Source organism: Bacillus sp. FJAT-42315, assembly GCF_002797375.1.
Taxonomy (GTDB): domain Bacteria; phylum Bacillota; class Bacilli; order Bacillales; family Domibacillaceae; genus Bacillus_CE.
Window position 1 is genome coordinate 2472445 of sequence record NZ_KZ454941.1, and the last position, 16858, is coordinate 2489302.

General features: G+C 40.5%; 17 protein-coding genes. All 17 read right to left on the bottom strand.

What is annotated here, in order from left to right:
- Nucleotides 1–66 precede the first annotated feature (66 nt).
- Nucleotides 67–969, bottom strand: a complete 903-nt coding sequence (gene sucD / locus CEF22_RS12085; protein ID WP_094835651.1) for a succinate--CoA ligase subunit alpha — start codon at nucleotides 967–969, stop codon at nucleotides 67–69.
- A 36-nt stretch (nucleotides 970–1005) separates the two neighbouring features.
- Nucleotides 1006–2169, bottom strand: a complete 1164-nt coding sequence (sucC, locus tag CEF22_RS12090) for an ADP-forming succinate--CoA ligase subunit beta (RefSeq protein WP_095478591.1) — start codon at nucleotides 2167–2169, stop codon at nucleotides 1006–1008.
- A 220-nt stretch (nucleotides 2170–2389) separates the two neighbouring features.
- The gene (locus tag CEF22_RS12095; RefSeq protein WP_100403066.1) at nucleotides 2390–2659 is read right to left on the bottom strand and encodes an EscU/YscU/HrcU family type III secretion system export apparatus switch protein; all 270 of its coding nucleotides are present in this window, start codon (nucleotides 2657–2659) and stop codon (nucleotides 2390–2392) included.
- Nucleotides 2656–4545: a hypothetical protein gene (locus tag CEF22_RS12100; protein WP_100403067.1), complete on the bottom strand. Its 1890-nt coding sequence runs from the start codon at nucleotides 4543–4545 to the stop codon at nucleotides 2656–2658. Before CEF22_RS12100 ends, CEF22_RS12095 begins: the two co-directional genes overlap by 4 nt.
- 12 nt (nucleotides 4546–4557) lie before the next feature.
- On the bottom strand, nucleotides 4558–5334 hold the full coding sequence (locus tag CEF22_RS12105) for a ribonuclease HII (protein ID WP_100403068.1): 777 nt from the start codon (nucleotides 5332–5334) through the stop codon (nucleotides 4558–4560).
- Between the two features lie 94 nt (nucleotides 5335–5428).
- Nucleotides 5429–6298, bottom strand: a complete 870-nt coding sequence (gene ylqF, locus CEF22_RS12110; protein ID WP_100403069.1) for a ribosome biogenesis GTPase YlqF — start codon at nucleotides 6296–6298, stop codon at nucleotides 5429–5431.
- 34 nt (nucleotides 6299–6332) lie between these two features.
- Nucleotides 6333–6869, bottom strand: a complete 537-nt coding sequence (gene lepB / locus CEF22_RS12115) for a signal peptidase I (protein WP_095478586.1) — start codon at nucleotides 6867–6869, stop codon at nucleotides 6333–6335.
- 110 nt (nucleotides 6870–6979) lie between these two features.
- Nucleotides 6980–7324 (bottom strand): 50S ribosomal protein L19, encoded by a 345-nt coding sequence (gene rplS / locus CEF22_RS12120; RefSeq protein ID WP_094835657.1) that lies wholly within the window; start codon nucleotides 7322–7324, stop codon nucleotides 6980–6982.
- A 124-nt stretch (nucleotides 7325–7448) separates the two neighbouring features.
- A complete protein-coding gene (trmD, locus tag CEF22_RS12125; protein ID WP_141236815.1) occupies nucleotides 7449–8192 on the bottom strand; it encodes a tRNA (guanosine(37)-N1)-methyltransferase TrmD in 744 nt (247 codons plus the stop codon).
- Nucleotides 8192–8710: a ribosome maturation factor RimM gene (gene rimM, locus CEF22_RS12130; RefSeq protein WP_100403070.1), complete on the bottom strand. Its 519-nt coding sequence runs from the start codon at nucleotides 8708–8710 to the stop codon at nucleotides 8192–8194. Before rimM ends, trmD begins: the two co-directional genes overlap by 1 nt.
- 14 nt (nucleotides 8711–8724) lie before the next feature.
- Nucleotides 8725–9111, bottom strand: coding sequence for a YlqD family protein (locus CEF22_RS12135; protein ID WP_100403071.1), 387 nt, complete (start codon nucleotides 9109–9111; stop codon nucleotides 8725–8727).
- A 102-nt stretch (nucleotides 9112–9213) separates the two neighbouring features.
- Nucleotides 9214–9486: a 30S ribosomal protein S16 gene (rpsP, locus tag CEF22_RS12140; RefSeq protein WP_094835661.1), complete on the bottom strand. Its 273-nt coding sequence runs from the start codon at nucleotides 9484–9486 to the stop codon at nucleotides 9214–9216.
- A 78-nt stretch (nucleotides 9487–9564) separates the two neighbouring features.
- Entirely contained in the window at nucleotides 9565–10914 is a 1350-nt protein-coding gene (gene ffh / locus CEF22_RS12145; protein ID WP_100403072.1) for a signal recognition particle protein, read from the bottom strand.
- A 12-nt stretch (nucleotides 10915–10926) separates the two neighbouring features.
- A complete protein-coding gene (locus tag CEF22_RS12150) occupies nucleotides 10927–11241 on the bottom strand; it encodes a putative DNA-binding protein (RefSeq protein WP_095478581.1) in 315 nt (104 codons plus the stop codon).
- 231 nt (nucleotides 11242–11472) lie between these two features.
- Nucleotides 11473–12465 (bottom strand): signal recognition particle-docking protein FtsY, encoded by a 993-nt coding sequence (gene ftsY / locus CEF22_RS12155; protein WP_095478580.1) that lies wholly within the window; start codon nucleotides 12463–12465, stop codon nucleotides 11473–11475.
- Nucleotides 12462–16037, bottom strand: coding sequence for a chromosome segregation protein SMC (smc, locus tag CEF22_RS12160; RefSeq protein ID WP_100403073.1), 3576 nt, complete (start codon nucleotides 16035–16037; stop codon nucleotides 12462–12464). Before smc ends, ftsY begins: the two co-directional genes overlap by 4 nt.
- A 16-nt stretch (nucleotides 16038–16053) precedes the next feature.
- Nucleotides 16054–16791: a ribonuclease III gene (gene rnc / locus CEF22_RS12165; RefSeq protein WP_100403074.1), complete on the bottom strand. Its 738-nt coding sequence runs from the start codon at nucleotides 16789–16791 to the stop codon at nucleotides 16054–16056.
- Between the last annotated feature and the right edge of the window lie 67 nt (nucleotides 16792–16858).

A 16858-nucleotide genomic window follows, 5' to 3' on the forward strand; every position in this document is an offset into this window, starting at 1 on the left:
TAGCAGAAACAGCCTCACGTCTTATGATATGAGGCTGCTGTCTACTGTCATTATATTAAGTATGAATTAATGAGTTTTACACTCGTCATAAATACCTTTTTCTTTAATTACTTCGATTAACGTTTCACCCATAACAGATGGTGTTTCAGCTACTTTAATGCCGCATTCGTTCATTACGCGGATTTTTTCGTCAGCTGTACCTTTTCCGCCTGAGATAATCGCACCAGCGTGGCCCATGCGTTTTCCTGGAGGTGCTGTACGTCCACCGATAAAGCCAACAACTGGCTTCGTCATGTTTTCTTTTACCCATAATGCTGCTTCTTCTTCAGCCGTTCCGCCGATTTCACCAATCATGATCACAGCTTTTGTTTCTGGATCTTCATTGAATGCTTTTAATACATCAATGAAATCTGTTCCATTTACAGGGTCTCCACCGATTCCAACAGCTGTTGTTTGACCGATGCCAGCTTGTGATAATTGATGAACTGCTTCATAAGTTAATGTACCAGAGCGGGAAACAACGCCAACATGACCTTTTGTATGAATGTAACCAGGCATGATACCAATTTTACATTCGCCAGGCGTGATGACACCAGGGCAGTTTGGTCCAACTAAGCGAGTTTTCTTATCTTGCATATAGCGTTTTACTTTCACCATATCAAGAACCGGAATATGCTCTGTAATACAAATAACTAAATCAAGTTCAGCGTCTACTGCTTCAACAATCGCATCTGCAGCAAATGGAGCTGGAACGTAAATGACAGAAGCATTTGCTCCAGTTGCTTTCACAGCATCTGCTACTGTATTGAATACAGGAACTCCTTCTACTTCTGTTCCACCTTTACCAGGCGTTACTCCACCAACGATTTGCGTGCCGTACTCAAGCATTTGCTTTGTATGGAAAAGAGCAGTAGAACCAGTAATACCTTGAACGATTACTTTCGTATCTTTATTAATAAATACACTCATGCCTATACCTGCCTTTCTATTGTCAACTCTCCGAAATTATTTGCCAACAAGCTCAACGATTTTTTGTGCGCCATCAGCCATAGACTCAGCAGCCACAATATCGATATCAGATTCACTCAAAATTTGCTTTCCTAAGTCAACGTTCGTTCCTTCTAAACGCACCACTAATGGTACTGAAAGACCGACTTGTTTTGCCGCTTCCACGACACCAGTTGCGATAATATCACATTTCATAATTCCACCGAAAATGTTAACGAAAATTCCTTTAACGTTTTGGTCAGAAAGAATGATTTTGAATGCTTCTGTTACCTTTTCAGCTGTTGCACCGCCCCCAACATCAAGGAAGTTAGCTGGGTCTCCACCGTAGTGCTTAATGATGTCCATCGTTGCCATCGCAAGACCTGCACCATTAACCATACAACCGATGTTACCATCAAGAGAGATATAGCTTAAGTCGTATTTAGATGCTTCGATTTCTTTCGGATCTTCTTCTGCTAAATCACGGAAATCTTGAATATCTTTATGGCGGTATAATGCGTTAGAATCAAAGTTCCATTTCGCATCTAAAGCCATTACATTGCCGTCACCTGTAACCACTAGTGGGTTAATCTCAGCGATTGAAGCGTCTTTTTCAACAAATGCTGCGTAAAGACCCATCATGAATTTTACTGCTTTGTTCACAAGCTTCGCAGGGATGTTAATGTTAAACGCGATACGACGCGCTTGATATGGCATTAATCCTGTTACTGGATCAATTACTTCTTTGAAAATTTTCTCAGGAGTAGCTTCTGCCACTTCTTCAATTTCCGTTCCACCTTCTTCAGAAGCCATTAATACAACTTTTGAAGTCGCACGATCAAGAACAAGACCGATGTAATATTCCTTCTGGATATCACAACCTTCTTCAATCAGTAAGCGCTTTACTTCTGTTCCGTCTGGACCGTTTTGATGCGTGATAAGCGTTTTGCCTAAAATTTCTTCTGCATATGTACGCACTTCTTCAAGATTTTTTGCTACTTTTACTCCACCCGCTTTACCGCGGCCACCTGCATGAATTTGCGCTTTAACAACACAGATCTCTGTGCCTAATTCTTTCGCTACTTCAACTGCTTCTTCAACAGAGAAAGCAACTTTACCGTTTGGAACGGCTACCCCGTAACTTCTGAGGATTTCCTTACCTTGATACTCATGGATATTCATACTGATCCTCCTATCAATCTCAAAAAAAGTAGACTGCGCTTTCATTGTATATAAAGTCGGTATTCATGTCTACAATTTGTACATATTTTTGTTCATAGTTTCAATTTTTTATCTTTTCATATTATTCCGTTGTTTTCGAACTTTTCTATAACAATGGAATGTAAGTCACGCAGCCCTTTTTTATATTGTCCCAGATCGCAAAGTTTACACCTATTTTTTGTTATTTCTTCTGCTGATCTAATCGATAAATAAAGGCAAACACTTCAGCCACTGCTTGATATAGCTCCTCTGGAATCGACTCGTTAATCTCGAGCTTACCTAAAATTTCAACCAAGCTCGGGTCTTCCTGGATTGGGATATTATGTTCTTCAGCTTTTAGAATAATGTTTTCAGCGATTTTCCCTTTTCCTTTTGCTAACAGTGTTGGAGCTTGTTGTCCTGGCTGATAAGATAAAGCGGCCGCTTGCATTCTTTTTTCTTCTTTTTTCATATTCGAATGTCCACTCCTGCATAGACCTGTTCGTTCATAACTTGAACGAAAGGTAGCACCTTCTTCTCCTCAGATTGTTTAAATTGCACCGTTGACAATTGATATCCTTTCGCTTCCACTCCTGCTTTTAACATCGGTAACATTGGAACCGCCATCGTTTGAATCCCAGGAGTATCGTTGAAGATTTGCAAACTAATGATTCGGTTTTGCACTTGCATATCAATCACCGTTTCCTGTAAATGTTCAAGATTTAAGTAAAATAACACACGGCAATAGTCCGCATCTAACTGACCGTTTTCTTTTTTTCTTCCTGACCATTGCAACGTTAAATCTGTTTGAAATCCAAATAAGTTTAAAGGAGCTTGCATAATCAGCTGCTGCAGCGGACCATTTTCAGCGGACAAAATATGTTGGGCGTTTATTCGGCCAATCATTTTCTCAGCGAGGTCTCTTGTCGATAATGGTATCTCCTCTCCTAGCAACTTTAATAGTTGCGTCTTCATCATTTGTTCTACATTGACATCTCCTGTTCGTTTCGCACCAAGAATGGCTTCTAAATCGATCCCTAGAGAAATAAAAGCCTCTTTCATTAAAACATAGGCTTCTTTTCCTATCATTTGCATTCTCGCTTGATTGTCGACTGATGACTGTACTTGTTGAAACAATGCTTCTTCTGGAGTAAGCGCTACTTGTGGTTTCGCGACAATAGTCGCCGCTTCTTGTCGAAAATTCTGGATCATCGACTCCTGTTCTTGATTGAAAAGTAACGCTAGCCCCTTCAACGCTTCTGGATGATTGTCATTGAATGCCATCAGTTTCGTTGCTAATTTAAAAATGGCTGGAAGTTGCTCTTGCGGCCGTTTATTTTCTTTTAAAGCCGATACGAGTAAGTCGATCTCGTCAACGACTTCCTGTGGTATAGCTAGTTGCTGTGAGACATTTAACAATGCCTGTCGTAGCCTGTCAACCGCTTTATCGCTAGGCTCAGCCATCATTTGAGTGATAGCCGCTTGTAATTGATTGACTGTTGCTGGAATCGGTAGCTTCTGAGCATTTCCGCTCATCTCAGCCGCCTTTGTATCATTGGCCTTCCATTGCTGAACAACGGCTTCTAAAGCTCCTTGTATTGTCGTTGCTGAGCTAGGCACAAGCCCTAATGATTTTAATAAAAGAAAAGCCTGATTTTTTTCAGCGCTCGAATGAGTTGATTGAGTAGCCATGTCGATTAAAGTCGTCAATGCCTGTTGCATAGTGCGTGCCATTACTGGTTGTTGCCATTCCTTAATAGCCTTCAATAATTGAACAGCGGTCTCAGATGGATTAGAGAAATTTTGTAAGTTCGCTGCTAACTGTTCCGTCAGCTTGCCAAAACTAACTGGCGACTGCGCGGTGATTAATGCTTGAAAGATATCTTTCGTCAGCGGCAACGAACGATCAATCATCACTTTTAGTGCTTGCATCCCTTCGTTAATTCCTGATTTCGCTAACCATTCTCCTGCTTTCACAACCATGTCTTTCGTCAGCGGTAGACCTTCTTTAATCATCATTTGTACAAAAGCCTTATTTTCTTTCGTCAGCGGTAGCATCAACTGTTTTAAAATCGACTCCGCCAATTGCTGTATGCCATCTCTCGGTGAGTTCGGAGCGGCCATTACCTTTAACTCAAGACCATTCTCTACAGAGGTCACATTAAACCAGTAACGTTCTCCGGCTTGTAATGGTGTTTCTAGCTTAGCAATTAGCTTGTTAGAGCCCACCATCACCTCCGCCATATCATTAGAAAGAATTTTTACCACTTTTCCAGAAAAAATTTGCCCCTCACTTAATTGCAAAGGCTTTTCCTTGCCCATTAGACTTTTATTTGCTGCCATTAGCTCAATATTCAAGGTACGCCCCTCCTATTGTTTCGCTGTTTCGACCATTTCTTTCACAGGTGCAAAGCTTTTGCGGTGAATCTGACTTGGTCCAAATGCTTTCAGTCCTTCTAAATGTTCTTTCGTACCGTAGCCCATATTTTTTTCAAATCCATAATGCGGGTAAATTAGTGCATATTCTTTCATCAATCGATCTCTCGTTACTTTCGCCACGACGGAAGCAGCGGCAATCGAAACACTATGCGCATCACCTTTAATAATAGATGTTTGACCGATCGGTACATCCAGCTTCATCGCATCGATCAGCAAATGCTCCGGTGGCGTTTTTAGCGCAGAAGCGGCCGCTTTCATCGCCTGCTTTGTCGCTTCATAAATGTTTAACTGATCGATGTCTTCTGAGGATATAATCCCAACGCCTACGTCTGCTTGTTCTATAATCACGTCATAAAACTGCTCTCTTTTTGCTTCACTTAGCTTCTTTGAATCATTTAACCCCGGTAAATAAAAATTCAAAGGCAGGATGACGGCCGCGGCTACGACTGGACCCGCTAGTGGCCCTCGTCCAACTTCATCAATTCCTGCTATGTATGTCATGCCTTGGTCAATGAGTGATTGCTCGTATTTCAGCATTTCGTTATAAATTAGGCGCTCTTTCTCAAGCTTCTCCTGCGCTTTATACCATTGCTTGAGAGCTTGTTGGACACCTTTACGCGAATCGCTTACGAACGATTGCAACTGTGGATCTTCTTTTGATTGAATGTCTTTCAATAATATTTTGACTTCAGAGACAGATAGTGCCATATCATTTTCCTCGCTTATTGATTGATTGCCCGACTACATTTTCTATTTATATCGGATGTTTAGGAATGAAATAAAGGCCCTTTTTTAAGGACCTTTAATTTTCGTTATTAGGGAATGTATAGTCAGGATCGTCGAAAGTTAATCGACCTAGTTTTTCTCCACGAATATCACGGATAATGACTTCAGCCGTTTTGTCATAGTCGACTTCAAATTTATTCGCTAAACAACCTCTTAATTTTCCGATATGGTTAAAAACATCCACTACTTCATCATAGAGTTCGTCCATCTCATATCGTTCTTTTAATCGATCAGGGTAATGCGTTTCTAAAAAACGAAGAGCGAACATCGCTACATCTTGCAAATTTAAAATCGCATCTTTAATAGCACCAGTTAATGCTAGTTTATACCCGATTTCTTGATCTTCAAACTTTGGCCACAGGATACCTGGTGTGTCTAACAGTTCCATCTCTTTCCCTGCTTTAATCCATTGCTGGGCTTTTGTTACACCAGGCATATTTCCTGTTTTAGCGATATTTTTTTTCGCTAATCGATTAATCAATGTAGACTTTCCAACATTCGGAATGCCGACGATCATCGCCCGAATCGCTCTCGGTCTAATGCCGCGAGCTTTCATGCGCTCCAACTTCTCTTTTAACACTTCTTTCGCCGCTTTGCTGATCATTTGCAATCCGCTACCAGCTTGTGAATTGATCGGCAAGGCTTTAATTCCTGCGTTCTCAAAATAAGCTAGCCATTTAGTTGTCATTGCTGGATCCGCTAAATCCGCTTTATTGAGTAAAACTAACCGCGGCTTTTGCTGGATAATCTCATCAACCATTGGATTTCTAGATGAAAGCGGAAGCCTAGCATCTACTAATTCAAAAATAATATCTACAAGTTTTAATTTTTCAGTTACTTCTCTTCTTGCTTTTGCCATGTGGCCGGGAAACCATTGGATTGTCAAAAGCTCCACCTCCGCTCTAAGATGTAGGTTTCATTTAATCGACTAAGCGCATGCTCCCTAAAGGCCAGAAAACAACGTTTGTATCTCCGACGATTTCATCCATACTTACTGTTCCAATGTGTCGTCCATCTTTACTATAGAGACGGTTGTCACCAAGAACAAAGATTTCGCCTTCTGGCACCGTTTTACGCCCTGTGATTTCTTCTAAAGTAAAATCAGGGGTAAGCGGGCCTGGCTCTTGCTGCTTGTATTCATCTAAATAAGGTTCTTCATAGTATTTACCGTTAATATATAGTTTATCGTCTTTATACTCGACCGTATCCCCCGGAAGCCCGATGACTCGTTTAATATAGTCCTTGTTTTCGGGAGCATGAAAAACCACAATATCGAATCGTTCTGGACCACCAATTTTATTGACAATCATCCAATCTCCATTATGCAAGGTTGGCATCATCGACTCTCCATCTACAACGATCGGTGCAATAATAAAATATCGAATGATAGCTGCAAGTCCGATTGCAATTAAAAAAGCTTTCGTCCATTCCCAAAATTCGTTTTTTTCCTTCGCCAAAATAACCACCACCTATTTTTTATACTATAATCATATCATGTGAAAACAGAGAAAGAAAAGTAATGGGATTGAAAAAGGAGCTTGTTTCCAAGCTCCTTTCGCAAACCTTATTATCGAATTTCTTTAATACGAGCAGCTTTACCACGAAGGTTACGTAAGTAGTAAAGTTTCGCACGACGAACTTTACCGCGACGAATTACTTCGATTTGAGCGATTTTTGGCGTGTGAAGTGGGAATGTACGTTCCACACCAACACCGTAAGAAATTTTGCGAACAGTGAATGTTTCGCTAATTCCGCCACCACGACGTTTGATTACTACACCTTCGAATACCTGAATACGCTCGCGAGTACCCTCGATAACTTTTACATGTACGCGAACTGTATCTCCAGGACGGAAAGATGGTAAATCTGAACGAAGTTGTTCTTGAGTAAGTTCTTGAATTAATTTTTGCATTATATTCCTCTCCTTCTAACAGATGCTCTTATCGGCTTTATTTGCCCCAGCGGAACACCGTTTTGATGGGCTGTAGCGTTCGCTACAAACCACTTGTAAATTCTATCAAAATCGAACGAATAAATCAAGATTTTTTTTGCTGATTCCATTCTTTTATCCAAGTTAACTGTTGGTCTGTTAACGGGTATTTTTCCAATAGATCTGGTCGCCGCTCCCATGTACGTCTTAAAGATTGCTGGTCGCGCCATTCATCAATGAGCCGATGGTTGCCTGACAGTAGAACGTCTGGCACCTTGAATCCTCGAAAATCGGCTGGTCTTGTGTACTGAGGGTGCTCAAGCAAGCCAGATGAAAAAGAGTCTAATACTGGTGAGTCTTCATTGCCTAACACATCAGGTAGCAAGCGAACGACGCTATCAACAACGACCATCGCACCGAGCTCTCCTCCCGTTAAAACGTAATCACCGATCGAAATTTCATCAGTAACAAGCTGCTCTCTAATTCTCTCATCATAGCCTTCATAGTGACCACAAATAAAAATTAAATGCTCTTCTTTAGCGAGCTCCTCCGCTTTTTGTTGCGTATATCGCTCTCCTTGCGGGCACATTAATATAATTCGAGGTTGAGAGGATGAAGCTTGCTCTTTTAAATGAGCAACCGCATCAAAAACTGGCTGTGGCTTTAATACCATCCCAGCTCCCCCACCGTACGGATAATCATCTACTGTATGATGCTTCCCTTCAGCAAACTCACGGAAATTCACGACGTTGTATTGAACTTTCCCCTTCTCAGATGCTTTTTTTAACATCGAAGAATGAAAAACACCTTCAAACATCTCCGGAAAAAGCGATAACACATCAATATTCATCATGATAAAAGCCCTTCCATCGGCTCAATAATGATCACTTTCTCCTTTGTATCTACCTTTTTGACAATCTGTTCGATATAAGGGATATATTGATCTTTTCCTTTTTCTCCTTTAACAACCCACACATCATTGGCACCCGGTGTTAGAACCTCTTTTACTTTACCCACTTCTTCACCATCGATCGTTTGCACAGTACAACCGATGATTTCATGAAAGTAATATTCTCCTTCTGGTAACTCACCGAGCTGACTTTCTTTAATTTTTAATAAGGCGCCTTTTAACGGCTCTACTTGATTAATATTGTGAAACCCTTCTAACGTCAGCAAGTCAAAATTTTTATGTTTACGATGAGAAGTAATGATGACAGGCTTCCCTTCTGTTTCCTCCGACATAAACAAGTAAAGAACATTGCCTACCTTATATCTTTCATCTGGAAAATCTGTTCGTGAAATCACTCTTATTTCTCCTTGGACCCCATGAGTATTCACGATTTTTCCAACATTAAACCATTTTTCCACCTTGTGTTTCACCTCTATCGAATGTCAATGATTATGCCATCTTTAATTACGATTGTTTTCTCATTTTCGATGTCGCTCCAGCGGTCGCCCACTTGGATCTCCGTCATCGTTTGCAGTTCTCGTTCCTTTAGTTCACTTCCAAGCGGTAATAGCTTTAGCTGGCTTATCTGAAATTCGATATTTTGTATCTTCTCTAAACGTTTTTGCATTTCCTTTTCATATAGTTCAGCACTTTCTTTTCTGATATGCTTATACTTTTTCTCCGCTTTCTTTTGCTCAAAGCGAAGCTGTTCATATTCTCTTTGGAGCTGATTCTTTTGCTCCTCATATGAAAGGAGTAGCTGGCGCTTCATTTTTTCAGTTAATACCTGTTTTACGACTACCGTTTGTAAAATGTACATGATTGGAGCCTCCCATTCATTTTAGGGAAGAATTTATAATTATATACACAAAAAGGGAGGTTTTCTCCTCCCTAATTGATGTTTACTACATACAGTTTGAAATTATTTGCCTAATTTAGCGTTATGGAATTTTTCCATGATGCCTTCGTTAGAGAAAAGGTTACGAACCGTATCAGATGGTTTCGCACCGTCTTGAAGCCATTTAAGAGCAAGCTCTTCGTTGATTTTTACTTCAGCTGGTTGAACAACTGGGTTGTATGTTCCAATTGTTTCGATTTGACGTCCATCACGAGGAGAACGAGAATCTGCTACTACGATACGATAGAATGGGGATTTTTTTGCACCCATGCGTTTTAAACGAATTTTTACTGCCATTTTTAAAGCACCTCCGAATAGTTTTACACAAGATAGTATAATAGCAAATAACACTATTGTTTGTAAAGGGTTTTTTCTTTACATGAATGGAAATTTGAATGGCATGCCTTTTTTCTTGCCTTTTTGTTGCATACCAGACATTTGTTTCATCATTTTTTTCATTTCTTCAAATTGCTTCAAGAGGCGATTGACTTCCTGAATGGATGTACCGCTACCTTTAGCAATTCGTTTTTTGCGACCTGCGCTGATGATTTCTGGATGTTGCTTTTCTTCCTTTGTCATCGAGCGGATAATTGCTTCAATATGACCAATTTGTTTCTCGTCGACTTGAATATTATTCAAGCCTTTAATTTTATTCGCTCCTGGAAGCATTTTTAGAATTTCATCTAAAGGTCCCATCGAACGAACTTGACCTAATTGATCAAGGAAGTCATCAAATGTGAACGACATCGTTCTCATTTTCTGCTCTAGCTCTTTCGCTTTCTCTTCATCCACATTGGATTGTGCTTTTTCAATTAAGGTAAGCACGTCCCCCATACCTAGAATTCGAGAAGCCATCCGTTCCGGGTGGAAAGGTTCTAATGCATCTAGCTTTTCTCCCATTCCGGCAAACTTGATCGGTTTATCAGTGACGGCACGAATGGACAAAGCAGCCCCTCCGCGTGTATCACCGTCAAGCTTTGTTAAAACAACACCTGTTACTCCCAGTTGATCGTTAAAGCTTTGAGCTACAGTGACGGCATCTTGACCCGTCATTGCGTCAACAACAAGGAAGATTTCATCAGGATTCGTTAGCTCTTTAATTTGCTTTAGTTCATCCATTAAGTTCTCATCAACATGAAGACGTCCTGCTGTATCAATCAAGACATAGTCATGATGATCAGCTTTCGCTTTTTCAATTGCTTGTTTGGCAATTTCAACAGGATTCACTTGATCGCCCAATGAGAACACAGGCATATTTAATTGCTTCCCGAGAGTTTCCAACTGTTTAATGGCAGCTGGTCGATAAATATCGGCAGCAACTAATAGCGGTTTGCGATTATAGCGTTTACGAAGCAAATTCGCCAGTTTTCCTGTCGTCGTTGTTTTACCAGCACCTTGCAAACCAACCATCATAATGACTGTTGGAGGGCGCTTAGCTACCGCAATTTGACTTTGCTCTCCCCCCATCAACTCTGTCAATTCTTCCTTAACTACTTTAATGACTTGCTGTCCGGGAGTTAAGCTTTTCATGACTTCTTGACCGACGGAGCGCTCACTAACTTTTTTCACAAAATCCTTGACAACTTTGAAGTTAACATCCGCTTCTAAAAGGGCAAGACGCACTTCACGCATCATTTCCTTTACATCCGCTTCTGTTACTTTTCCTTTGCCTCGGATTTTTTGCATCGTATTTTGCAGTCGGTCGGCTAATCCTTCAAATGCCATCTATGCCGCCTCCTAATCTAACTTCTCCAGCGCTTCAACGATCGACCATTGTTCATCAGAAGCAATTTTTTTCAACTTCTGCAACAGCTTCGTGCGCTCTTGAAATTTTTTAAATAAAAACAATTTACTTTCATATTCCTCTAGCATCGCTTCCGTGCGTTTAATATTATCATAAACCGCTTGGCGGCTCACTCCATACTCTTCCGCAATTTCACCGAGAGAGAAATCATCCAAATAATAGAGGGACATATAGCTACGTTGCTTTTCAGTTAACAACGATTGATAAAAATCATACAAATAATTCATTCTCGTCGTCTTCTCAAGCACACAGAGCCCTCCTTTGTTAAGTCAAAAACCTTTACACTCGACTATTTTACCCACAAACAAAAACAATGTCAAGAAAAAAACTTTACAACACCGAAAAGCGAAGCCGACTGCCCTGGGGCGACAAGCAGATGACAGAATGACGGAATGGCGTTCTTCAGCCATGCAGTCAGGCTGGCATCTGACTCGAGACCCAAGGAGGCGAAGCTAGACAACATCGAAAAGCGAAAGCGCTTATTCCTCTTCTTTCTCCATCTTCAAGCCTGAGAATAATCCATAAACATATTTTTCAGCATCGAACGGTTGAAGGTCGTCCATTTTCTCTCCTAAGCCAACGAACTTCACTGGAATGTCTAATTCTTTTCGAATCGCAAGAACAATTCCACCCTTTGCTGTTCCATCTAGCTTCGTTAACACGATACCCGATACGTCCGTTGCTTCTTTAAATGTTTTCGCTTGAACCATCGCGTTTTGTCCTGTCGTTGCATCAAGAACAATCAACACCTCATGCGGAGCTCCTGGAATTTCACGTTCAATGACTCGCTTCACTTTTTCTAACTCATTCATTAAGTTGACTTTATTTTGTAGGCGTCCCGCGGTATCACAAAGTAAAATATCTACATTTCTGGATTTAGCCGCACGAACAGCATCATACATCACAGCTGCCGGGTCTGACCCCTCTCCTTGTTTAATGACATCAACACCCGTTCTTTCGCCCCATACCTCTAGTTGATCAATCGCTCCGGCACGGAATGTATCGCCAGCGGCAAGAAGGACTTTTTTGCCTTCCGATTTGTACTTATGAGCAAGCTTCCCAATCGTTGTTGTTTTCCCTACACCATTGACACCGACGAATAAAATAACGGTTAAATCATTCTCTTGAATGTTCACTTCATTTGGTGTATCTTCACCCGCTTGATAAATCTCTACCAATTTCTCTGTAATAATATCTTGAACTTCCGCCGGGTCTTGCGTATTGCGACGTTTCACTTCAAATTTAAGCTGTTCTACTAGCTCCATCACGATTTCAAAGCCGACATCTGCCCCAATTAAAATCTCTTCTAACTCTTCAAAGAAATCCTCATCAATTTTACGATAGCGAGCCACTAAATCATTCACTTTATTGGAAAAATTATCTCGCGTTTTCGTCAATCCTGTCTTAAATTTTTCAGTTGCTTGATCGGTTGTAGCTGTAAATTTCTCTTTTAACTTTTTAAAGAAACTCATTTCACGATTTCCTCCTTTATTTGTGGTGTGTCTTCCATTCGAACAGATACTAACCGAGATACACCTGACTCCTCCATTGTCACTCCATATAACACGTCCGCTTCTTCCATCGTACCCTTGCGGTGAGTAATGACAATGAATTGTGTTTCTTCACTAAACTGCTTTAAATACTTACTAAAACGATGAACGTTTGCCTCGTCTAATGCCGCTTCAACCTCATCAAGCACACAAAACGGAACAGGGCGCACTTTTAAAATAGAGAATAATAAAGCGATTGCTGTAAGTGCTCGTTCCCCACCAGATAACAAGCTTAAGTTTTGCAGTTTTTTACCTGGAGGCTGCGCAACAATATCAACTCCTGTATTCAATAGATCGTTCGGCTCTGTCAGCTTTAATTCAGCTCTCCCTCCGCCAAATAGCGCCTGAAATACCGGTAAAAAGTGCGAGCTGATCGCTTGAAATGTTTCTTTAAATCTTTTCGTCATTTCTACGTCCATTTCTTCAATCACTTGAACGAGTGTATCTTTTGCTTCTTGTAAATCCACCCGCTGTTCCTCAAGAAACGTATATCGCTCATATACACGCTCGTATTCATCAATAGCGCCGATATTGACATTGCCAAGCTCCTCAATCGACAGCTTAATCAATTTCACTTTTTTGCGGACTTCCTCTATAGAAAACGGCAACGGATACGTTTCTTTAGCATAATCGTAAGACATCGAATAATCTTTACGCAATTGCTCTAAGCGGTTTTCCATTTCGACATCGAGACGATTGATTTTTACTTCTTCATCTTGAATCGCTTCGCTCATCGCTTTATGAAGTCTTCTAAGCTCTTTTAATTCTAATTCTTCATCTTCTAATTTTTGCTGTTTCTCTAAACGTTCTTCTCTACGCAAGGAAATTAACTTAACAGTTTGTTCTTTATCTTTTTGCTTGATGTGTGCCGCTTGTTCAAGCTCTTCTTCCCCTTGATGACTAGAAGACATTTCGTTTTTCAGCCAATGGAGCTCTTCTTGCCATTGTTGATATTTCTTTGTCGCCTCGTCTAATTCTCTTTGCACTTGTGCTAACCGAGTTTGACCTGTCCTTAACTGTTCTTTCTTGACGGCAAACATGGATTTCATGTCACTAATCGACTGCATTAAAGACTCTTTTAATGAGCTTTCTTTTTGCTTCTTCTCTGTCAAGCTTGTAATTTCAATATTTAGTGCCTCTATTTCTTTTTGTTTAATCACCAATTGTTCTTCCACTGATTGATAGCGATTGGCTAGCTGTTCTTTTTCTTCTTGAAATTCTTTTTTCTCCATATCATATAGCGATAAACGGTCGTTAATCGTTTGATAAGAGAATTGCCATTCAAGTAGCTCATTTTTCCATTGCTGTTCTGCCACTCGCAATTGTTCGCCTTTTGCACGCATTTCCTCTAATAGAATTTCGTTTTTGGCGATCGTCTCTTTTAGTTTCTTTACTTCCCGCTCAACCTTGGCTGTTTTTTCTTCCATAGAAGCAAGCTTCGTCTTCAAATCTTCTAATTCGTTTTTACGAGTGAGTAACGAGCTTGTTTTTTGTTGAATAGCTCCACCGGTCATTGAGCCACCTGGATTGACGACATCCCCCTCTAAAGTAACAATCCGATAACGATAACCGAGCATCTTAGCAAGTTCATTTGCAGCTGTTAAGTCCTTCGAAATAATGACAAGACCTAGCACACTTGTAATAGCTCGTTTGTATTGTTCGTCATATTGGATTAAGTCGGAAGCAAGCCCGATAAAACGAGGGTCCGTTTGCAACTGAGCGAGAGTTGCTGCCGGAAATACCTTTTCTTTCATTGCCGTTAAAGGTAAGAAAGTCGCACGGCCATAACGATTCTTTTTTAAATAAGTAATCGCTGCCCGAGCAGACGCTTCATCTTTAGTAATAATATGCTGCATACTACTACCAAGGGCGATTTCAATGGCTGTTTCGTACTGTTTTGGCACATCAATCACTTCAGCTATTGCCCCTTCAATCCCTGAAAGTGTATGACTTCTAGCTTTTAGTATTTCTTTGACTCCTTGAAAAAAGCCGGAGTAATCCTCTTCTAACGATTCAAGCATCTCTTTTCTTGACTTGGCATCTTGCAAAATTTTATAAGCTTGATATAAGTTCGATTCTTGTTTTGTATATTTTAACTTCAGTGCTTCTAACGTTTGTTGCCCGCTGCGAAATGCCTCTACATGTAAAGTAAGCTCTCTTTGAGCACTAACTAACTTTTCTTCAATTTGTTGTTTGTTCGTTTCAATTTGTTGTCTTTCAAGTACTTGCTTTTCATTTTCCGCATCGATTCTTGATCGACGACGAGTCAGCTGTTCTATTTGTTGCGTTAAATTGTTCAACTCATTTTTAGCGGATGCCTGCTCATTTAACCCTTCGATGTAGTCTGCTTTTAATGACTCAATCTCTGCTTCTAAATCTTTCGACAAGGTTTGCATTTCTTGTTGTTTTCCGCTGAGTTGACAGCGTAATTGTTCCTCTTCTAGCTGATCTGCTTCGACTTTTTGTGTCAGTTCTTCAGCAAGCTGTGAAAGCTCAACTATCTTCGCTTTCGTTTCTTTCATATAATCCGCTAGCTGCCCCTCATTTTGAGCCGCATTTTTCTTTCGTTCTTTTAATACTTGCTTGCGGCCTTCTAGCTTTTCAAGTTCCTCACTAGCCGCCAATAAAACATTTTGCAAATCATTGACCGATTCATCGATCGCTGTAATTTGATCACGTAACGCAGCTGTTGCAGCTTCTTTCTTTTGCAAATTAGCAGTTAGTTGCATTTCTTGCTGTTGATGCAACGAAAAGCTTTCCTTTAGCTTTTGCCATTCTGCATGGAGTTGATCAATTTCATAAACGATGGAGGCAATATCGTAGGATGTAAGCTCCTCTTTCTTTTCGAGGTAATCTTTCGCCATGGAAGCTTGAATTCGTAACGGTTCTACTTGACTTTCAAGCTCGTGTAAAATATCTTGGACTCGATTTAAATTCTCCTGCGTTTCAGTCAGCTTTTGCTCCGCTTTTCGCTTGCGCACTTTATATTTCAGTACCCCAGCTGCCTCTTCAAAAATCGCCCGTCGATCTTCCGGCTTGCTATTTAATATCTCTTCTACTTTCCCCTGTCCGATGATCGAGAAGGCTTCTTTTCCAAGACCTGAATCCATAAATAATTCGACAATGTCTTTTAAACGGCAGGACTGCTTATTAATGAAATATTCACTATCTCCTGACCGATACACTCTCCTTGTCACATTGACTTCATTGTATTCAATTGGGAGTATTTGCTTTTCATTATTTAAAGTTAACGTCACCTCGGCAAAATTGAGCGCCTTTCGAGTATCACTACCTGCGAAAATAACATCCTCCATTTTTCCGCCGCGTAAACTTTTGGCCGACTGCTCTCCTAACACCCAACGAATGCCGTCTGTAATGTTACTTTTTCCAGATCCATTTGGGCCCACTACTGCTGTGACCCCATCGACAAAATCGACAGAGATTCGTTCGGCAAAAGACTTAAAGCCTAAGATCTCTAATCTTTTCAGGAACATATGTCTTTCCTACCTTCTATTCTTTATGTTGCAACGCTGCTAAAGCCATTTGAGCAGCATATTGTTCCGCTTCCTTCTTTGATTTTCCCTGTCCATTTCCAAGCACTTCATCATTAAACGCGACTTGAGCAACAAACTCCTTGCTATGTGCAGGTCCTTTTTCTTCAAGAATTCGATATTCAAGCTGACCTTTCGCATGCCGCTGCACGTACTCTTGCAGCTGACTTTTGTAATCCATCATATGAGAAAAAGCACCGGAATTAATTTTCGGGAAAACGACAGCTTCTAAGAATGAAATGACCTGCTCCATCCCTTGATCTAAATACAGCGCACCAACGAACGCTTCAAACACATCTGCTAAAAGAGCAGGTCTCATACGACCACCCGTCATTTCCTCTCCCTTTCCAAGCAACACTACTTCGCCAAATTGTAACTCATTAGCAAATGTCACAAGAGAAGGTTCACAAACGATGGCCGCTCTTAATTTCGTTAAATCGCCTTCTGACAATAACGAATATTTTTTAAATAAAAATTGGGAAACGGTTAACTCTAACACCGCGTCTCCTAAAAACTCTAATCGCTCATTATCTTCGTATGGTTTTTTCCGATGCTCATTCACATAGGATGAATGGGTAAATGCTTGTTTTAATAAGCTTTCATCATGAAATTGAATGCCTAGTTTTTGCTGCAATCGTTTAAAGGCTTCGTCTTTTCTATGTGATGGTTTTCGATATTCTTTATTTGCTTTCCTCATGGGACTTCCCTCGCTATATAACAAATTTACACTCAAAGACAGTTTAGTCGAAAATGAAAAAAATCGC